At 59.3% G+C, this 17,104-nt stretch carries 18 protein-coding genes; 13 read left to right on the plus strand and 5 right to left on the minus strand.

Going from position 1 to position 17,104, the window contains the following annotated elements; translation table 11 throughout:
• Positions 1-114 precede the first annotated feature (114 nt).
• Both EQV90_RS16630 and EQV90_RS16635 read left to right on the plus strand, forming a co-directional pair.
• Complete coding sequence (locus EQV90_RS16630) at positions 115-486, plus strand: septal ring lytic transglycosylase RlpA family protein (protein WP_240878433.1); 372 nt, start codon at positions 115-117, stop codon at positions 484-486.
• A 49-nt stretch (positions 487-535) separates the two neighbouring features.
• Entirely contained in the window at positions 536-1,576 is a 1,041-nt protein-coding gene (locus EQV90_RS16635; protein ID WP_003439850.1) for a calcium/sodium antiporter, read from the plus strand.
• A gap of 26 nt (positions 1,577-1,602) precedes the next feature.
• Here EQV90_RS16635 and EQV90_RS16640 read toward each other — a convergent pair whose 3' ends face one another.
• The 3 genes from EQV90_RS16640 to EQV90_RS16650 all read right to left on the minus strand — a co-directional run bounded on the left by EQV90_RS16640 (position 1,603) and on the right by EQV90_RS16650 (position 3,672).
• Positions 1,603-2,544 carry an AEC family transporter gene (locus EQV90_RS16640; protein WP_003439849.1) on the minus strand — a complete coding sequence of 314 codons (942 nt, stop codon included), beginning with the start codon at positions 2,542-2,544 and terminating at the stop codon, positions 1,603-1,605.
• Between the two features lie 79 nt (positions 2,545-2,623).
• The gene (locus EQV90_RS16645; protein WP_127196065.1) at positions 2,624-3,097 is read right to left on the minus strand and encodes a WbuC family cupin fold metalloprotein; all 474 of its coding nucleotides are present in this window, start codon (positions 3,095-3,097) and stop codon (positions 2,624-2,626) included.
• A 17-nt stretch (positions 3,098-3,114) separates the two neighbouring features.
• Positions 3,115-3,672 carry a hypoxanthine-guanine phosphoribosyltransferase gene (locus tag EQV90_RS16650; protein WP_003439847.1) on the minus strand — a complete coding sequence of 186 codons (558 nt, stop codon included), beginning with the start codon at positions 3,670-3,672 and terminating at the stop codon, positions 3,115-3,117.
• A gap of 165 nt (positions 3,673-3,837) precedes the next feature.
• On the opposite strand from EQV90_RS16650, the gene upp reads away from it, so the two are divergent.
• Both upp and EQV90_RS16660 read left to right on the plus strand, forming a co-directional pair.
• Positions 3,838-4,476 carry a uracil phosphoribosyltransferase gene (upp, locus tag EQV90_RS16655; protein ID WP_003439846.1) on the plus strand — a complete coding sequence of 213 codons (639 nt, stop codon included), beginning with the start codon at positions 3,838-3,840 and terminating at the stop codon, positions 4,474-4,476.
• Between the two features lies 1 nt (position 4,477).
• Complete coding sequence (locus EQV90_RS16660) at positions 4,478-5,752, plus strand: uracil-xanthine permease family protein (RefSeq protein WP_003439829.1); 1,275 nt, start codon at positions 4,478-4,480, stop codon at positions 5,750-5,752.
• Positions 5,753-5,824: 72 nt separating this feature from the next.
• Here EQV90_RS16660 and hemH read toward each other — a convergent pair whose 3' ends face one another.
• Together hemH and EQV90_RS16670 are read right to left on the minus strand one after the other, a co-directional pair.
• Positions 5,825-6,850 (minus strand): ferrochelatase, encoded by a 1,026-nt coding sequence (gene hemH, locus EQV90_RS16665; RefSeq protein WP_003439827.1) that lies wholly within the window; start codon positions 6,848-6,850, stop codon positions 5,825-5,827.
• Between the two features lie 13 nt (positions 6,851-6,863).
• Positions 6,864-7,766 carry a TIGR01777 family oxidoreductase gene (locus tag EQV90_RS16670; RefSeq protein WP_003439826.1) on the minus strand — a complete coding sequence of 301 codons (903 nt, stop codon included), beginning with the start codon at positions 7,764-7,766 and terminating at the stop codon, positions 6,864-6,866.
• 205 nt (positions 7,767-7,971) lie between these two features.
• On the opposite strand from EQV90_RS16670, the gene EQV90_RS16675 reads away from it, so the two are divergent.
• The 9 genes from EQV90_RS16675 (at position 7,972) to EQV90_RS16715 (ending at position 17,076) form a co-directional block, all read left to right on the plus strand.
• Complete coding sequence (locus EQV90_RS16675) at positions 7,972-8,958, plus strand: FAD-dependent oxidoreductase (RefSeq protein WP_010656038.1); 987 nt, start codon at positions 7,972-7,974, stop codon at positions 8,956-8,958.
• A gap of 185 nt (positions 8,959-9,143) precedes the next feature.
• Complete coding sequence (locus EQV90_RS16680) at positions 9,144-10,112, plus strand: DUF523 and DUF1722 domain-containing protein (RefSeq protein ID WP_003439822.1); 969 nt, start codon at positions 9,144-9,146, stop codon at positions 10,110-10,112.
• Positions 10,113-10,114: 2 nt separating this feature from the next.
• Positions 10,115-11,050: a MerR family transcriptional regulator gene (locus tag EQV90_RS16685; RefSeq protein ID WP_127196066.1), complete on the plus strand. Its 936-nt coding sequence runs from the start codon at positions 10,115-10,117 to the stop codon at positions 11,048-11,050.
• 10 nt (positions 11,051-11,060) lie between these two features.
• Positions 11,061-12,506 (plus strand): deoxyribodipyrimidine photo-lyase, encoded by a 1,446-nt coding sequence (phrB, locus tag EQV90_RS16690; RefSeq protein WP_240878434.1) that lies wholly within the window; start codon positions 11,061-11,063, stop codon positions 12,504-12,506.
• Positions 12,499-13,269 (plus strand): SDR family NAD(P)-dependent oxidoreductase, encoded by a 771-nt coding sequence (locus EQV90_RS16695; protein ID WP_003439816.1) that lies wholly within the window; start codon positions 12,499-12,501, stop codon positions 13,267-13,269. The genes phrB and EQV90_RS16695 overlap by 8 nt, the downstream gene beginning before the upstream one ends.
• Positions 13,266-14,513, plus strand: coding sequence for an FAD-dependent oxidoreductase (locus EQV90_RS16700; RefSeq protein ID WP_160628407.1), 1,248 nt, complete (start codon positions 13,266-13,268; stop codon positions 14,511-14,513). The genes EQV90_RS16695 and EQV90_RS16700 overlap by 4 nt, the downstream gene beginning before the upstream one ends.
• On the plus strand, positions 14,510-15,310 hold the full coding sequence (locus EQV90_RS16705; protein ID WP_240878435.1) for a DUF1365 domain-containing protein: 801 nt from the start codon (positions 14,510-14,512) through the stop codon (positions 15,308-15,310). The genes EQV90_RS16700 and EQV90_RS16705 overlap by 4 nt, the downstream gene beginning before the upstream one ends.
• Positions 15,297-16,568: a cyclopropane-fatty-acyl-phospholipid synthase family protein gene (locus EQV90_RS16710; protein ID WP_003439811.1), complete on the plus strand. Its 1,272-nt coding sequence runs from the start codon at positions 15,297-15,299 to the stop codon at positions 16,566-16,568. The genes EQV90_RS16705 and EQV90_RS16710 overlap by 14 nt, the downstream gene beginning before the upstream one ends.
• Positions 16,561-17,076: a DUF2878 domain-containing protein gene (locus EQV90_RS16715; RefSeq protein WP_240878436.1), complete on the plus strand. Its 516-nt coding sequence runs from the start codon at positions 16,561-16,563 to the stop codon at positions 17,074-17,076. Before EQV90_RS16710 ends, EQV90_RS16715 begins: the two co-directional genes overlap by 8 nt.
• The last annotated feature ends 28 nt before the right edge of the window (positions 17,077-17,104 follow it).

Genomic DNA, 17,104 nt, shown 5'->3' on the forward strand with positions numbered 1-17,104 from the left:
AGCGATTCAGGCAAAGCGACTGGTCCATTGAACGGAGACGATGTCATTGCTGGCAAGCCAGCCCCCCACAGGATTTGGGTAACCCCACACACCCCGCAATAAAAGGATTCCCCCATGAAGCGGCTACTCGGCGCCTGCGCCCTGCTCAGCTTGCTCGCCGGCTGTGCCAGCCATGACATAGACCCCCGCGGCTATGACAAAACCGGCATTGCCTCCTATTACGGCGCCCGCCATCACGGCAAACTGACCGCCAGCGGCGAGCCCTTCAACCAGCATGGTCTCACCGCCGCCCACCCCGGCCTGCGATTCGGCACCCGGGTACTGGTCACCAACCTTGGCAACAACAAGTCTGTCATCGTGCGCATCAATGATCGCGGACCCCATACCCGGGGCCGGCTGATCGATCTTTCACGCCAGGCGGCAAAACAGTTGGGTATGCTGAGCAGTGGTACAGCCAAAGTCAGGGTTCAGGGCTTGAACGATTAATTGAGGAGTGCCGGACATTTTAGGGTTGAACGCATTATCACCGTGGAGCTTGCTGCAACTGCTCTGCGGCCTTGTATTACTGATTGCTGGCGCCGAACTGCTGGTGCGCTGCGCCATGCGTATAGCCGCCAATCTGAAAGTGCGCCCATTGCTGATCGGCTTGACGGTGGTCGCCCTGGGCAGCAGCGCGCCGCAAATGACGGTCAGCCTGCAAGCCGCGCTCAATGACACCCCGGACATTGCCGTCGGCAGCGTCATCGGCAGCAATATCTTCAATATTCTGGTCACTCTCGGCCTCTCGGCACTGATTATTCCACTGCGCGTGTCACGCCAGCTGGTGCGCCTGGACATTCCACTGATGATCCTGGCCAGCGGTCTGGTGTTCGCCCTGGCCCTGAACAGGCAACTCGACCGCCTGGATGGCGTCATATTGCTCTGCGGCCTGCTGGTCTATTTCGGTCTGCTGCTGCGCCAGTCACGCCACAGCGGCCATCATCACGCCAGCCACGACCTGCCCCGCACTTCAAGCCTGCGCAACGGCCTGCAAATGCTTGCCGCCCTGGTCTTGCTGGGTCTGGCCGGGCACCTGCTGCTGGGCGCAGCGGTCGACATTGCCACCGAGTGGGGACTGTCCGAACGCATCATCGGCCTGACCATCATTGCTGTCAGCACCTCGCTGCCACAACTGGCCACCTCGCTGATCGCAGCCCTGCGCGGCCAGCGCGAGATTGCCGTCGGCAACGTGATCGGCAGTAATGTCTTCAACCTGCTGGGTGTGCTCGGCCTCACGGCGCTTGTGGCACCGGAGCCCCTGTCGGTCTCGCCCAATGCCCTGACGTTCGACCTGCCGGTCATGCTGGGCGTCGCGGCACTGTGCCTGCCCGTGTTCTATACCGGATACCGCGTCACCCGCGGCGAAGGCATATTGCTTCTGGCGCTGTACCTGGCTTACGGACTGCACGTGGTGTCCTTTACTACCGGCATGCCCCTGGCCGGCAGGCTCGAGCACCTGATGCTGTTTTATGTCTTGCCGGCGCTGCTGGTGTTTCTGCTGCTCAGCACCTTGCGCGCCTGGCGTCGACAACACTGAGCCACGCTGTGACCACCCGGGGCTGGCTAGATCCAGCCGCCCCACTGCAACACAAAGATCCCGATATTGGTGGTGATCGCAGCCATCAGGGTGGTGATCACGATAATCGCGGCTGCCAGTTCATGATTGCCGTTGGCCGCCCGGGCCATGACATAGCTGGCGGCAGCTGTGGGGCTGGCAAAGTACAGAAACAAAGTCCCCAGCTCGGCCCCCCGGAAACCACAAAGCCAGGCGCCCAGCGTGGTCAGTAATGGCAGGCTGACCATTTTCACCAGGCTTGCACTCAGCGCCAGGTCACCACTTTTACGCAAACTCGCCAACGACAGCGTGCCGCCGATACATATAAGCGCCAGCGGCAAGGTCATCGACGCCAGATACTCACCCGAGGTCAGCAGCCAATGGGGCAGGCCGATCTTGAACGCGGCAAATGGGGCTGCCACCAGCACGCTGATGATCAGCGGGTTCTTGAACACGCTTTTACAGATGCTCCAGGGATCGGACTTGATCACCGGGCTGTACACCGCCAGCACGATGGTCGACAAGGTGTTGTAGAGCAGAATCACCAGGGCCGCGAGCACTGCCCCCAGGGAGATACCGTAATCGCCATACATGCTGGCCGCCAGGGCCAGGCCGATGACCGCGTTGTTGCCGCGAAACGCGCCCTGAGTGTAGATACCACGCTCAGCACGAGGGCAACGCCAGATCGACCAGCCCCAGGCCAGGGCAAAACTGACCAGCGTCGCTACGGTGAAATAGCCGAGTACCTTGGGCTGCAAGGCGGCCCTGAGATCGGCATGCAAAATACCCAGAAACAACAACGCCGGCATGGTGACGTTGAACACCAGTGCCGACGCAGTGTGGATAAAATTGTCATTGATCCAGCCCACGCGCTTGAGCACAACGCCCAGAAACAGCATGGCAAACACGGGAGCCGTGATAGAGAGTGTCTGAAGGAAAATAGCCAGCATATCGAGTCAGCCTGATGGCGATCGGGAGGAAGATCGTATGCGGAATCAGACGTTTAGTTAGCCAGCGTCAACCCGCAGTTTAATCAAATTGCGCACGCATCCAGCAATGATACTCGGCCACTGCAGGCTCACCCTCGCGAGGAGCCCAGGGTGCCAGTTCGCCGTCTCCAACCGGCCGATAAGGCCCGGCTTTGCACTCGAACATCAGGCTGTCGTCCTCAAGCACCACCAGCCCATGAAAAATACCTGCTGGCAGATCGACCCCCAGACTCCCGCCTCCGGCTTGCAATACGCGCTTGTCGAGCACCCGACCTTCTTCATCGAAAATCAGGACGCCAAGCGTGCCCTTGAGTACCAGCAGGGTCTCAGCCTTGTCGCTGCCCAGGTGACGGTGCGGCGGTACATAGGTTGAGGGTTGCAGCCCCACCACCATGCGATGGCAGGCCTCTTCCATCTGATGCAAGTTGTGATGCTGGCGACCACGGGGGTTGCCGGCAGCTTTCTCTGCCAGGTCGTTGAAGAGCGATTGATCGAGAAAGCTGGGGCGGGTCATGGTTTCAACGTCCTTTATTACATGTCTTTGACGGCATAAATCCCGGCGGCATTGCGCCAGTATCCCTTGTAGTCCATGCCATAACCGAAGAGGTAGCGGTCAATGCACGGCAGACCCGCGTAATTGGCTTTCAGGTCCGGACGCGCCTTGCGCTGATGGTCCTTGTCGATCAGCACCGCCGTGTGCACCTGACGGGCACCTGCGTGTTTGCAGAACTCGACGATGGCACTCAGGGTGTGACCTTCATCGAGGATGTCATCAATGATCAGAACATGACGGTCAATGAACGACACTTCTGGCTTGGCCTTCCAGAACAGATCGCCGCCAGTGGTCTCATTGCGATAGCGCGTCGCGTGCAGGTAAGACGCTTCAAGCGGGAACTTCAGGTGGGTGAGCAACTTGCCCGCAAAAATCAGGCCGCCATTCATCACACAAAATACTACTGGATTGGTCTCGGCCATTTCGGCCGTGATTTGCGCGCCAACGCGGGCAATGGCTGCCTCGACTTCAGCTTCGGTGTACAGGCAGTCAGCCTCTCGCATGATTTGACGGATATGCTCGAGATCAGCAGACATGACGCTCTCCAGGGGGGTTGTGCAAGAAAAGCGGGCAAAGGTACGCACCCGCATGGCTCAGATCAAGTATTTATGGACTAACGTGCAGTAATGTTTAGTAGGACATCACCCCGTATTAGATTAATCTAGGCCGCTTTTTTTGCCTGCCCACGGAGCCTTTCCCCCATGCCCATTCGCGAGATACGCCACCCGCTGATTCGTCACAAGCTCGGCCTTATGCGCCGCGCAGACATTAGCACGAAGAACTTCCGCGAGCTTGCTCAGGAAGTAGGCGCGTTGCTGACCTATGAAGCCACCAAAGACCTGACCCTCGAAACCTACGAGATTGAAGGCTGGTGCGGCACTGTTAAAGTTGAAAAAATCGCCGGCAAGAAAATTACCGTCGTCCCGATCCTGCGTGCCGGCATTGGCATGCTCGAAGGTGTACTGAGCCTGATTCCGGGCGCCAAAGTCAGCGCAGTCGGTGTAGCCCGTAACGAAGAAACCCTTCAGGCCCACACCTACCTGGAAAAACTGGTACCGGAAATCAACGAACGTCTGGCGATGATCATCGACCCGATGCTGGCCACCGGTGCATCCATGGTTGCCACCATTGATCTGCTGAAGAAAGCCGGCTGCAAAGAAATCCGCGCCATGGTGCTGGTTGCCGCGCCAGAAGGCATTGCCACTGTAGAAGCCGCTCACCCGGACGTCGTCATCTACACCGCCTCCATCGATGAGCGTCTGAACGAACACGGTTACATCATTCCTGGCCTGGGCGATGCTGGCGACAAGATCTTCGGCACCAAGCAAAAGGACGCATAACATGCAGGACGAGTTCAACGACCCGCTCTGGCGCCAGATCATATCTGGCGCGCAGATGCTCTTCGTGGCCTTTGGCGCGTTGGTCCTGATGCCTTTGATTACCGGCCTCGACCCTAACGTCGCGCTGTTCACCGCGGGTCTCGGGACTCTGTTGTTCCAGATCGTGACCCGGCGCCAGGTGCCGGTTTTTCTGGCTTCAAGCTTTGCGTTCATTACCCCGATCATTCTCGCCAAAGGCCAGTTCGGCCTTGCCGCGACCATGGGCGGCGTGATGGCAGCAGGCTTCGTGTACACCTTCCTCGGTTTCGCGGTAAAGCTCAAAGGCACCGGTTTTATTGACCGCCTGCTGCCTCCCGTAGTGATTGGTCCGGTGATCATCTCGATTGGTCTGGCAATGGCCCCGATTGCAGCGCACATGGCCATGGGCCGCGCTGAAGATGGCACCGAGCTGATCCACTACCAGACCGCCATGCTGATCTCGATGCCAGCCCTGCTGACCACCCTGATCGTAGCCGTGTTCGGTAAAGGCATTTTCCGCCTGGTGCCGATCATTGCCGGCGTGCTGGTGGGATTCTCGATGGCGTTTTACTTTGGCGTAGTGGACACGGCCAAGATTGCCGCCGCCCCATGGTTTGCCCTGCCGCACTTCACTGCTCCCGAGTTCAACTGGCAGGCGATTCTGTTTATCGTCCCCGTGGCCCTGGCCCCGGCCATTGAACACATCGGCGGAGTGATTGCCGTGGGCAGCGTGACCGGCCGCGACTATCTGAAAAAGCCCGGCCTGCATCGCACCCTGTTCGGTGACGGCATCGCCACCACCGCTGCCGGCCTGCTTGGCGGTCCGCCCAACACCACCTACGCCGAAGTGACAGGCGCAGTGATGCTGACCAAGAACTACAACCCGAAAATAATGACCTGGGCGGCGATTTTCGCCATTAGCCTGGCATTTGTCGGCAAGTTCGGCGCACTGCTGCAAAGCATTCCAGTGCCGGTGATGGGCGGGATTCTATGCCTGTTGTTCGGTTCAATTGCTGCGGTCGGGATGAACACCCTGATTCGCCATCAGGTCGATCTGAGCGAAGCCCGCAACCTGGTGATTGTTTCGGTGACCCTGGTGTTCGGTATCGGCGGAGTGCTGATTGGCACCGGCATGGGCCCGGAAGACTTCGGCCTCAAGGGCATCGCCCTGTGTGCCATCGTCGCCATTGCGCTGAATCTGTTGTTGCCGGGCAATGACAGCTGGAAACACAAGAAAGGTGACGGGCCGGTTATCTAAATCGGCAAGTCCCCCAGGATCCTGTGGAAGCCTGGCCTGCCAGGCTTCCACAAGGTATCTGCAAGCGGAGTTTTACAGCGCCAGCGGCGCCCGCTCACACAAGGTATTCAACGCTGCCGCCCACTCAGGGTTGTCATTCAGGCACGGTACCAGCACCAGCTCCTCGCCCCCCGCCGCAATAAACTGCTCGCGACCGCGATCGCCGATTTCTTCCAGCGTTTCAATGCAATCCGCCACAAACGCCGGGCACATGACCAGAATCTTCTTCACTCCGTCTTTGGCCAGAGCGTCCAGCCGTGCCTCGGTATAGGGTTCGATCCACTTGGCCCGGCCCAGTCGGGACTGGAACGCCACCGACCATTTGCCCGCCGGCAACCCCGCGCGATCGGCAAACTCCTGGGCCGTACGCAAGCACTGCGCCCGGTAGCAGGTTGCCAATACTGCCGGCGAAGCATTCTGGCAGCAGTCAGCATTTTTGAAGCAGTGATTACCGGTCGGATCGAGTTTATGCAGATGGCGCTCGGGCAAACCGTGAAAACTGAGCAGTAAATGATCGTAATCCTGCTCCAGATGCGGCCGGGTACTCGCCACCAATGCGTCTAGGTATTCGGGCTGATCGTAAAACGGCTGCACGATGGAGAGTTGAATGCCCAGCTTTGCGGCTTTGATCACCCGCTTGGCTTCTGCAATCACGGTGGTGACCGTACTGTCGGCAAACTGTGGATACAACGGTGCCAGGGTGACCTTGTGAATGCCCTTGGCCGCCAGACGTGTGAGCACGGTTTCAATGGACGGTTCGCCATAGCGCATTGCCAGTTCTACCGGCCCCTTGGTCCACTCCTTGCTCATCGCCTGCTGCAGGCGACGGCTGAGCACCACCAGCGGCGAGCCTTCATCCCACCAGATGGAGGCATAGGCATGGGCCGATTGTTCGGGGCGCTTGACCAGAATCAGTGACACGATCAGGCGGCGCAATGGCCACGGCATGTCGATCACATACGGGTCCATCAGAAACTGGTTCAGGTAGCTGCGTACATCGGCTACCGAAGTAGACGCGGGCGAACCCAGGTTAACCAGTAATAGTGCGTGCTCGGTCATGCAACATCCTATTTCAGAGGCGGGCGGACAGATCATCCAGGGCCGCACGCAAATCGGTGAACTGAAAAGTGAAACCGGCTGCCAGCAATTTGGCCGGCGTGGCCCGTTGGCCGCCCAGCAATAACTGTGACAATTCGCCCAGACCAACGCGCAAGGCAAAGGCGGGAACGGGAATGAACGCCGGACGGTGCAACACGCTGCCCAGGGTTTTGGCGAACTCAAGGTTGCGTACCGGATGCGGCGCGCAGGCATTATAAGGACCCGACGCGGCATTCTCATGCACAAGAAAATCAATCAGGGCAATTTGGTCATTGATATGAATCCATGGCATCCATTGCCGACCATTACCTATCGGCCCGCCCAACGCCAGTTTGAAAGGCAATAACAGGCGCGACAAAAAGCCGCCCTCGGCCGCCAGCACCAGGCCGGTACGCACCAGCACCACACGAATGCCCAAGGCCTGTGCGCGTTGCGCGGTTTCCTCCCAGGCAATACACAAATGGCTGGCGAAGTCTTCGCTCACCGGAGGCGACTCTTCGGTCAACTCGCGCTCACCCCCATCGCCATACCAGCCCACTGCCGAACCGGACACCAGCACCGACGGTTTTTGTTCGCGGCTGGCCAGCCAGGTCACCAGGGTTTCCGTCAGCGTAATCCGGCTGCCCCACAACAACGCCTTGCGCTTGCGTGTCCATGGCCGATCGGCAATCGGCGCGCCGGCAAGGTTGATCAGCGCATCAATCGGCTCCTGGCCAAGTTCTTCAAGTGTGGCGACGCCTCTTACGCCGGCACCGCACAATTCGCTCACGCGATCAGGGCGACGACTCCACACGCTCAGGCGATGACCTTGCGCCAGCCAGTGACGGCAAAGCTGGCGCCCGATCAAGCCTGTACCGCCGGTCAGCAAAATGTGCATGAGTTGATCCTCGCTGGGAGTTTTATCGGGTGCACTGGTCTATTTTTAAAGAAATTCCCATTTCTTCGGGCCGCTGGCTTCATAAAGAATAGGCTAGGCTGGCCCGGCAAGCGCACTAAAACTTATACTAATAAATTAATTTGTACAGATATTGGCGGCATCGTAGTTTGTGCAGCTGACTGGGCAAATAGGGATTGAGGCCAATATGACTGTACCTATCGCAATTATCGGGGCCGGCATCGCCGGATTGTCTGCCGCAAGGGCACTGCACAAGGCCGGGCACACTGTGCATCTGTTCGATAAAAGCCGCGGCAGCGGCGGACGCATGTCGAGCAAGCGCAGTGATGCGGGATCACTGGATCTTGGAGCCCAGTATTTCACTGCCCGCGATCGCCGCTTTGTCGATGAGGTCCAGCAGTGGCAAGCCCTGGGCTGGGCTGCTGAATGGGAACCTCATCTGTACAACCACAAGAACGGCCAGCTCACACCGTCACCGGACGAACAGACCCGCTGGGTAGGCAGCCCGCGCATGAGCGCGATTACCCGCGGCATGCTCGGCCATTTCAAGGTTAACTTTGCATGCCGTATTACTGACTTGATACGCGGTGAAAAACACTGGCACCTGCTGGATGCCGACGAGGTCAGTCACGGCCCCTACAGCCATGTGATAGTGGCAACGCCGGCACCTCAGGCAACCGCCTTGCTTGCTTGTGCGCCCAAACTGGCAAGCACCGCGGCCGGAGTGAAAATGGACCCGACCTGGGCCGTCGCCCTGGCTTTCGATACGCCCCTGGAAACCAAAATGGATGGCTGCTTCGTGCAAGACAGCCCGCTGGACTGGCTAGCCCGCAACAGCAGTAAACCGGGGCGTGAGCACAAGCCCGACACCTGGGTGCTGCATGCCACCAGCGCCTGGAGCAGGCAAAACCTGGATCTGTCCAAAGAAGCAGTCATCGAGCACTTGCACGGTGCCTTTGCCGAACTGATGCACTTCCCCATGCCTGCGCCGATCTTCAGTCTGGCCCACCGCTGGCTCTATGCCCGGCCTTCCACCGCCCATGAATGGGGAGCACTGACCGATGCCGATCTGGGGCTTTATGCCTGTGGCGACTGGTGCCTGTCAGGCCGGGTCGAAGGCGCGTGGCTCAGTGGCCAGGAGGCAGCCCGGCGCTTGATCGAGCACCTCGAATAAAGCCCAGGGCTGGCGTATAGCCTCTGTAAGAGCGAGCTTGCTGGCGATCTTTTAAAAACGGCTCGCTCCTGTAGAAGCCCCAAATACTTGTACAAGATAATTGACTTGTACAAGGCAAAGCCTAAGATGAAACCAGGTTGTACATCGCTACAAAGATGTACAAGTAATTCCTGGAGGTTCATCCCATGGTCAGCGCCGTCTCAGCCCGCGACAAACCGAAAATCGCCATCAGTGCCTGCCTGCTGGGCGCCGAAGTTCGCTTCAACGGCGGGCATAAGGCTTCGCAACTGTGCAGCCAGGCCCTGAGTGAGTATTTCGAGTTCGTCCCGCTGTGCCCCGAAGTCGCCATCGGGCTGGGCATTCCGCGCCAGCCCATTCGCCTGATCGGCGACCCTGCCCAACCCCAAGCCGTAGGCAGTGTCGACAGCGCTATGGACGTAACCCGGCCACTGCACGATTACGCTGTGGCCATGGCCGCAGCGCACACAGACATTTGCGGCTACATCTTTATGCAAAAGTCGCCGTCTTGCGGACTCGAGCGAGTCAAGGTCTATCAGGACGGTGGACGCCCCGCAGAGTTGAGAGGACGGGGTATTTACGCACAAGCGTTTTGCGCCGCGCACCCGGACTTGCCGGTTGAAGAAGAAGGCCGCCTCAACGACCCGGTATTGCGTGAAAACTTTCTGACCCGGGTTTACGCCTATAGCGCCTGGCAACAGTTGCTCGGAGACGGCATCACCCGCCGCTCCCTGACCGAGTTTCATGCCCGCTATAAATACCAGCTTATGGCCCACCACCCCGAACAGTACAAAACTCTGGGCAACATGCTGGGGAGCCTGGGCAAGGGCGACCCTCGCGAAATTGCCCCGCAGTATTTCAGCGAGTTGATGAAAGCCCTGAAAAAATGCGCCACGCGCCGCACTCACACCAATGTGCTGCAACACATCAGCGGCTATCTCAAACAGTCCCTCAGCCGCGAAGACAAGCAAGAAATGCAGTACCTGATTGGCCAGTACCTGCACGGCATTGTGCCGCTGGTGGTGCCGCTGACACTGCTCAAGCATCATTTTCGCCAGCATCCGGATCCCTATATCTCGCGGCAGGTGTACCTGCAACCGCACCCGGAAAACCTCAGCCTGCGCAATGCGATCTGACCATGAATCAGGACCTTTCGCAGACCAGCTCTGCCGCACCCGACTACAACCAGGCCCTGGCCGAAGGCTGGCTGCCGATACGCGAAGTGGCGCGCATCACGGGGGTCAATGCCGTGACCCTGCGCGCCTGGGAGCGGCGTTATGGCCTGATCGTCCCGCACCGCACCGCCAAAGGTCATCGCCTGTTCTCAGCCGCCCATATCCAGCGAATCCAGCACATTCTGACCTGGCTCAATCGCGGGGTGTCGGTCAGCCAGGTCAAGCCACTGCTCGACCTGGCGCCGAGCCACCGCGAACCCGTCGACAACGACTGGCTGGCATGGAGCCAGGCCCTGACGCTGGCGATCACTGAGCTGGCCGGGCGCAGACTGGACGACAACTTCAATCAGGTCATGTCGCTGTATCCGGCCCACACCCTGTGCGAACAGCTGCTGATCCCGCTGTTGAGCGAGCTGGAACAACGCTGGCAGGGCCAGTTCGGGGCACAACTGGAGCGAGTGTTTTTCAGCTCCTGGCTACGCAGCAAGCTGGGCGCCCGTATCTACCACAACAATCGCTCACTCAAAGGCAAGCCCATCCTGCTGATCAACCATTCACCCCAGCCTTTCGAAGCCCAGCTGTGGCTCACCGCCTGGCTGGTCAGCAGCAGCCACTGCCCGGTTGAAGTCTTCGACGCACCCCTGCCCGGCGGTGAACTGGCATTGGCGGTGGAACGCCTCAAATCACCCGCCGTGGTCCTCTATTCGAGCCAGACCCTTAACCCCCAGCAACTGCCAAAGCTACTGAAGGGCGTTGACTGCCCGATCCTGATAGCCGGACCGACGGTATGCATCCATAGCGCCGAGCTGGCCGTAAGTACTACTGAAATCGCAGGATTGTCTCTTGCTCGCGATCCCCTTGAAGCCCATCAACGGCTCAGCCAGCTCGGACTGTTCTAGAGGAATAAACATGCAACTGATCTGGCTGCGCAGCGACTTGCGCCAAAACGACAACACCGCCCTGAGCGCCGCCGCTGAACGCGGCCCCACTGTGGCCGTGTATCTCATCAGCCCCGAGCAATGGCTGGCCCATGACGACGCGCCGTGCAAAGTCGATTTTTGGCTGCGTAATCTGAGCGTCCTGAGCGACAGCCTCGAGCAACTGAATATCCCGTTACTTATTCGCAGCGCGCCCGCCTGGGACCAGGCCCCCGCGGTGCTGGTTGAACTGTGCCAACAGTTGGGCATTGAGGACGTGCATGTAAATGATGAATACGGCATCCATGAAACCCGGCGCGATCAAGCCGTCGCCCGTGCCCTCGACGCCAAGGGCATCGGCTTTCATCGTCACCTCGACCAACTGCTGTTTCAACCCGGTAGTGTGCTGACCAAAACCGGGACCTACTTTCAGGTATTCAGCCAGTTCCGCAAGGTTTGCTATGAGCGCCTGCACACGGGACTGCCGCCCATAGTGGCCACACCCCGGCCCCAGGCGCAGCTGACCATTGCCCGGGATGCGATTGCTCAATCTGTTAGCGGCTTTGCGCCGCCCGACGAAACCCTGCGCGCACTCTGGCCGGCCGGGGAAGACGAAGCCCGGCAGCGCCTGGCACGCTTCGCCGACGAGCAAATCCACTACTACAAAGAAGAGCGCGACTTGCCCGCCAAACCTGGCACCAGCCAGCTTTCGCCCTACCTGGCAGCAGGCGTTATCTCACCCCGCCAATGCCTGCATGCAGCACTGCTCAGCAACAACGGCGAATTTGAAAGCGGCAGTGTCGGCTGCGCGACCTGGATCAGCGAACTGATCTGGCGCGAGTTCTATAAACATATTCTGGTGGGTTACCCACGGGTTTCCCGGCATCGCGCATTCAGAGCCGACACCGAGTTCTTGCCCTGGCGTGATGCCCCACAAGAACTGGCAGCATGGAAAGAGGGGCGCACCGGTATCCCGATCATCGACGCGGCCATTCGCCAACTGCTGGCAACCGGCTGGATGCACAACCGCCTGCGGATGGTGGTGGCAATGTTCCTGACCAAGAACCTGTTGATCGACTGGCGCGAGGGTGAGCGCTTCTTTATGCAGCACTTGATTGATGGCGATCTGGCAGCCAACAACGGCGGCTGGCAGTGGAGCTCATCCACCGGGACCGATTCGGTGCCCTACTTCAGAATTTTCAACCCCTTGAGTCAGTCCGAGCGCTTCGACCCCGAAGGTCGCTTCATCAAGCACTGGCTGCCAGAACTTGCGACGCTGAATAAAAAAGAGATTCATAACCCGGCCATTGCCGGCGGCCTGTTTGGGGTTGCAGATTATCCGCGGCCAATTGTCGACTTGAAACACAGTCGCGAACGGGCCCTCTGCGCGTTCAAGAATCTGCCGTCGCGCCAGCTTTACGAGGTGTGCGATGGCTGAGACACGGCGTATCTGGCTTACCGGGGCCAGCAGCGGGATTGGTGCTCACCTGGCGGAACAACTGCTCAACAGCGGTGCCCGCCTGGCATTGAGTGCCCGCACCCTGCCCCCCCTGCAAGCGTTATCCGAACGCTACCCGGGGCAGGTGCTGCTGGTGCCCGGCGACCTGACCGACAGCCTGCAAGTGCGGGAAATCGGCAAGCGTATCGCGCACACCTGGGGCGCGCTGGACTGCGTGATTCTCAATGCCGGCTCCTGTGAATATGTCGACGTCCGGCACTTCGACGCAGCCCTGATCGAGCGCGTGGTGCGCACCAATTTACTGGCCAGCGCTTACTGCCTTGAAAGTGCGCTGCCTTTACTGCGTGCAGGCACCCGCCCGCACCTGGTGGGCGTGGTCAGTTCCGTGACCTTCTGGCCCCTGCCCCGGGCCGAAGCGTATGGCGCGTCAAAAGCCGGACTGCGCTACTTGCTGGAGTCACTGCGCATCGATCTCGCCCACGAGGGAATGGATGTCACCCTGGTCAGCCCCGGCTTCGTTGACACCCCGCTGACGGCAAAAAACGACTTCCCCATGCCCATGCGCTGGCCTGCACTCAAAGCCGCACAGCATATTTGCCAGCGTCTGGAAAACCGCCCGCTGGAAATCGCTTTTCCCTGGTCATTTATCGCCACTCTCAAACTGATGGCGAGCCTGCCAAAACGCCTGCAACTGGCGATTGGAAAACGCCTGGCACGGACTTCTGACGAGACACCATCATGAAAATCGCGATCATTGGCAGCGGCATCTCAGGCCTGACCTGTGGCTATTTACTGCATAAAGAACACGATATCCGCGTGTTCGAGGCCAGTGACTGGGTGGGGGGGCATACCCATACGGTGGATGTCGGCATCGGCGGGCGTCACTATCAAATTGATACCGGCTTCATCGTGTTCAACGACTGGACCTATCCCAACTTCATCAAGCTGATCGATCGACTGGGGGTGCGCTCCAAAGCCACTGAGATGAGCTTCTCGGTGCACGACCCCCGACGCAACTTCGAATACAACGGCAACAGCCTCAACAGTTTGTTCGCCCAACGCAGCAACCTGTTGTCCCCCGGGTTCTGGGGCATGTTGCGCGATATCCTGCGTTTCAATCGCCAGGCCGTACGCGACCTGCAACAACAGCGCATTGCCAGCGACACCCGACTGGGCGACTACCTGCAGCAGCGTGGCTATGGCCCCCGGTTTATCGAGCACTACATTGTGCCGATGGGCGCGGCGATCTGGTCCATGCCACTGGCCGAGATGCAGGCATTTCCGCTGCAGGCGTTTATCCGCTTCTTCAAGAACCACGGCTTGCTGAGCATCACCAATCGCCCGCAGTGGCGAGTGATCGAAGGTGGCTCGAGCGCCTATGTACAACCGCTGAGCGCAGGCTTTGCCGAACACATTCGCCTCAACTGCCCGGTTACGGCGGTTGAACGCGACGACCTGGGTGTACTCATCCACAGCCCGGCAGGCAGCGAGCGCTTCGACAAAGTGATTTTTGCCTGCCATAGCGATCAGGCCTTAAAGCTGTTGGCCCGGCCGACAGTCGCCGAACAGCAAATCCTCGGCGCCCTGCCCTACGCCGATAACGACGTGGTCCTGCACACCGATACCCGACTGCTACCTGAGCGAAAACAGGCCTGGGCCAGCTGGAACTATCGACTGGGTGATGTCGGACAACGCCGCGCCAGCGTGACTTACGCCATGAACATCCTGCAGGGGATCGAGAGCGAGACCACATTCTGCGTCAGCCTTAACCAGACCGAGGCCATCGACCCGCTGCAAGTGCTGGCCCGATACACCTACGCCCACCCGCAATACAGCCTCGATGCCGTAGCCGCCCAAGGGCGCTGGCAAGAATTGCTGGGGCCGCAGCACAGCTATTTTTGCGGTGCTTACTGGGCTAACGGCTTTCACGAAGACGGGGTGGTCAGCGCTTTGCGTGTCGCCTCAGCATTCGGCCAACAGCTATGAACAGCGCCCTGTACAGCGGCTGGATCGCCCACCGGCGTTTTGCGCCGACCAGCCATGCATTCCGCTACCGCATCGGCTTGTTGTATCTCGACCTGGACGAACAGGATGCTGTATTGGGGCTGTCACCACTGGCTGGAAAAAGCCGCTTTGCACCCTTCTCGTTTCGCGAAACCGATTACCTGAAGGATTACACCAGGACCGGCATGCGCCTGATGGATGCCGTTCGCCAAGAAGTCGCCCGGGCCCTCGGGCATACGCCCCAAGGTGCCATCTGCTTACTGACTCAGGCCCGCAGCTGGGGCTTGAGTTTCAACCCGGTGAGTTTCTTTTATTGCTACGAGGCTGACGGGCAACTGGCTGCCATCCTGTGCGAAGTGAGCAATACCCCGTGGCGCGAGCACTATCACTACGTGCTCCCGGCCCTGGGTGACAGCCATCAGCATTTTGCCGTGGCCAAGGCATTTCATGTCTCGCCTTTTCTGCCCCGCGATCTGGAATACCGCATGAGTTTCAGCCCGCCCGCTGCCCGACTCGGTGTGCATATGGCGGATTGGCAAGGTGAGCTGAAAATGTTCGATGCCACCCTCAATCTGCAACGCAGCGCTCTCGACCGTCCAGGTTTGCATCGCTACTTGCGGCAATTTCCATGGATGACGGCAAAGACTTGCCTGGCCATTTACTGGCAAGCCTTGCGCCTGTTTCTCAAACGTACGCCGATCTTTTCCCATCAGGCCGCCGACGGCGCCTTTCGTATTGCCGCCCTGCAACCCAAGGATAAACGTCATGAAAAGCCCTAGCCTGGTGAGCAAAACCTCACGATTGAGTACCTACAATCTGACCAGCGTACTGCTGCGGCGCGGAGTCATGCGTCAACTCAGCCAGCTGCAGCACGGCCAATTGGTGCTGACTGAAAATGGCGAGCGCCATCTGTTCGGTGACAGCAACGCGACACTGATCGGCGAAGTGCACATCAGCGACCCCGGTGTCTGGGGGATGATCGCCAGCAACGGTTCCATAGGCGCCGGCGAAGCATTTATCCACGGCTACTGGAGCTCGCCCGACCTGACCAGAGTGGTCCGGGTACTGGTCAGCAACCTGAAGGTTCTGGACGCCATGGAGGGTGGGCTTGCCAGCCTGGGACGCCCGTTGATACGGGGCTTGCACTGGATCAATCGCAATACCCGCAAAGGCTCGCAAAAAAACATTGCGGCTCATTACGACCTTGGCAATGAGATGTTCGAGCAGTTTCTCGACCCCACCATGATGTATTCAGCGGCGCAGTTCCTCAGCCCTGACGACAGCCTGGAGCAGGCCCAACTGAATAAGCTGCAACGCATTTGCCAGAAGCTCGACCTCAAGCCCGAAGACCACTTGCTGGAAATCGGCACCGGCTGGGGCAGCATGGCAATTTTTGCCGCGCAGCATTACCACTGTAAAGTGACCACCACCACACTCTCGAAGGAACAATTCGATTACACCCGGGAGCGTATCGAGGCACTGGGTCTACAGAATCAGGTGACCTTGTTGCTGGAGGATTACCGCGATCTGACCGGGCAGTACGACAAACTGGTGTCCATCGAGATGATCGAAGCGGTCGGCCATCATTTTTTACCCAACTACTTCAAACAGTGTTCGCACCTGCTAAAGAGCCAGGGGTTGATGTTGCTGCAAGCCATCACCATTCGAGACCAGCGTTACGAGCAAGCCAAAACCGGCGTGGACTTTATCCAGCGCTACATCTTCCCCGGCGGCGCACTGCCCAGCGTGCAGAAAATGCTCGAGATCGTCACCCGCGATACCGACATGAACCTGATGCATATGGAGGACTTTGGCCTGCACTACGCCAGAACCTTGCGCCTGTGGCATGAGAACTTTCGCCGCGCCCACGGCCGTCTGACCGAGCTGGGCTATGACGAATACTTCCTGCGTCTGTGGGAATTTTACCTGTGCTACTGCGAAGGTGGGTTCCTCGAACGCAGTATCGGCACCGCGCAATTGTTGCTGGCCAAACCCGGGGCCATGCCGCAACCCTTGCTCGGGCGCTTTGATGCTTGATCTGAAGCTGCTGGCCAATGCCGGAATGTTCCAGCTTGGCTGGTTTGCCTGTGTGCTGGGTGGCAATAGCCTGTGGTTACTACTGCCGGCGGGCGTACTACTGGTGAACGGACTGTGGATAAGTGCCCGGTGGACAGAAGTGCGCTTGATCATTTGCGTCTGCTTGCTCGGCACCCTGGTGGACAGCCTGCTGCTCAATGCCGGGGTTTTTGAGTTCCGGCAGGAGGGGATTTTGATCCCGTTCTGGTTGATGCTGCTCTGGGCATTACTGGCGACCACCCTGAACCATTGCCTGGCATGGACGGCACGACCGGCATGGCGGGCGGTGCTGCTGGGCGCGGTTGGCGGGCCATTGTCGTATTACGCAGGGCAACGGCTGGGGGCGGTGCAATTCGGGTTCGGACTGTGGCCGACCCTGGTCTTGCTCGCGGTGTTATGGGCGGGGTTGTTCCCGGCGCTGCAATGGCTGGCGGGCACGCAGACAGCCCAACTTCCGCTGCGAGAATGAGCTTGCTCCTACAGGGATGAATGGCGGT

This window comes from Pseudomonas sp. TMW22089, assembly GCF_022496645.1.
GTDB lineage: Bacteria > Pseudomonadota > Gammaproteobacteria > Pseudomonadales > Pseudomonadaceae > Aquipseudomonas > Aquipseudomonas paraversuta.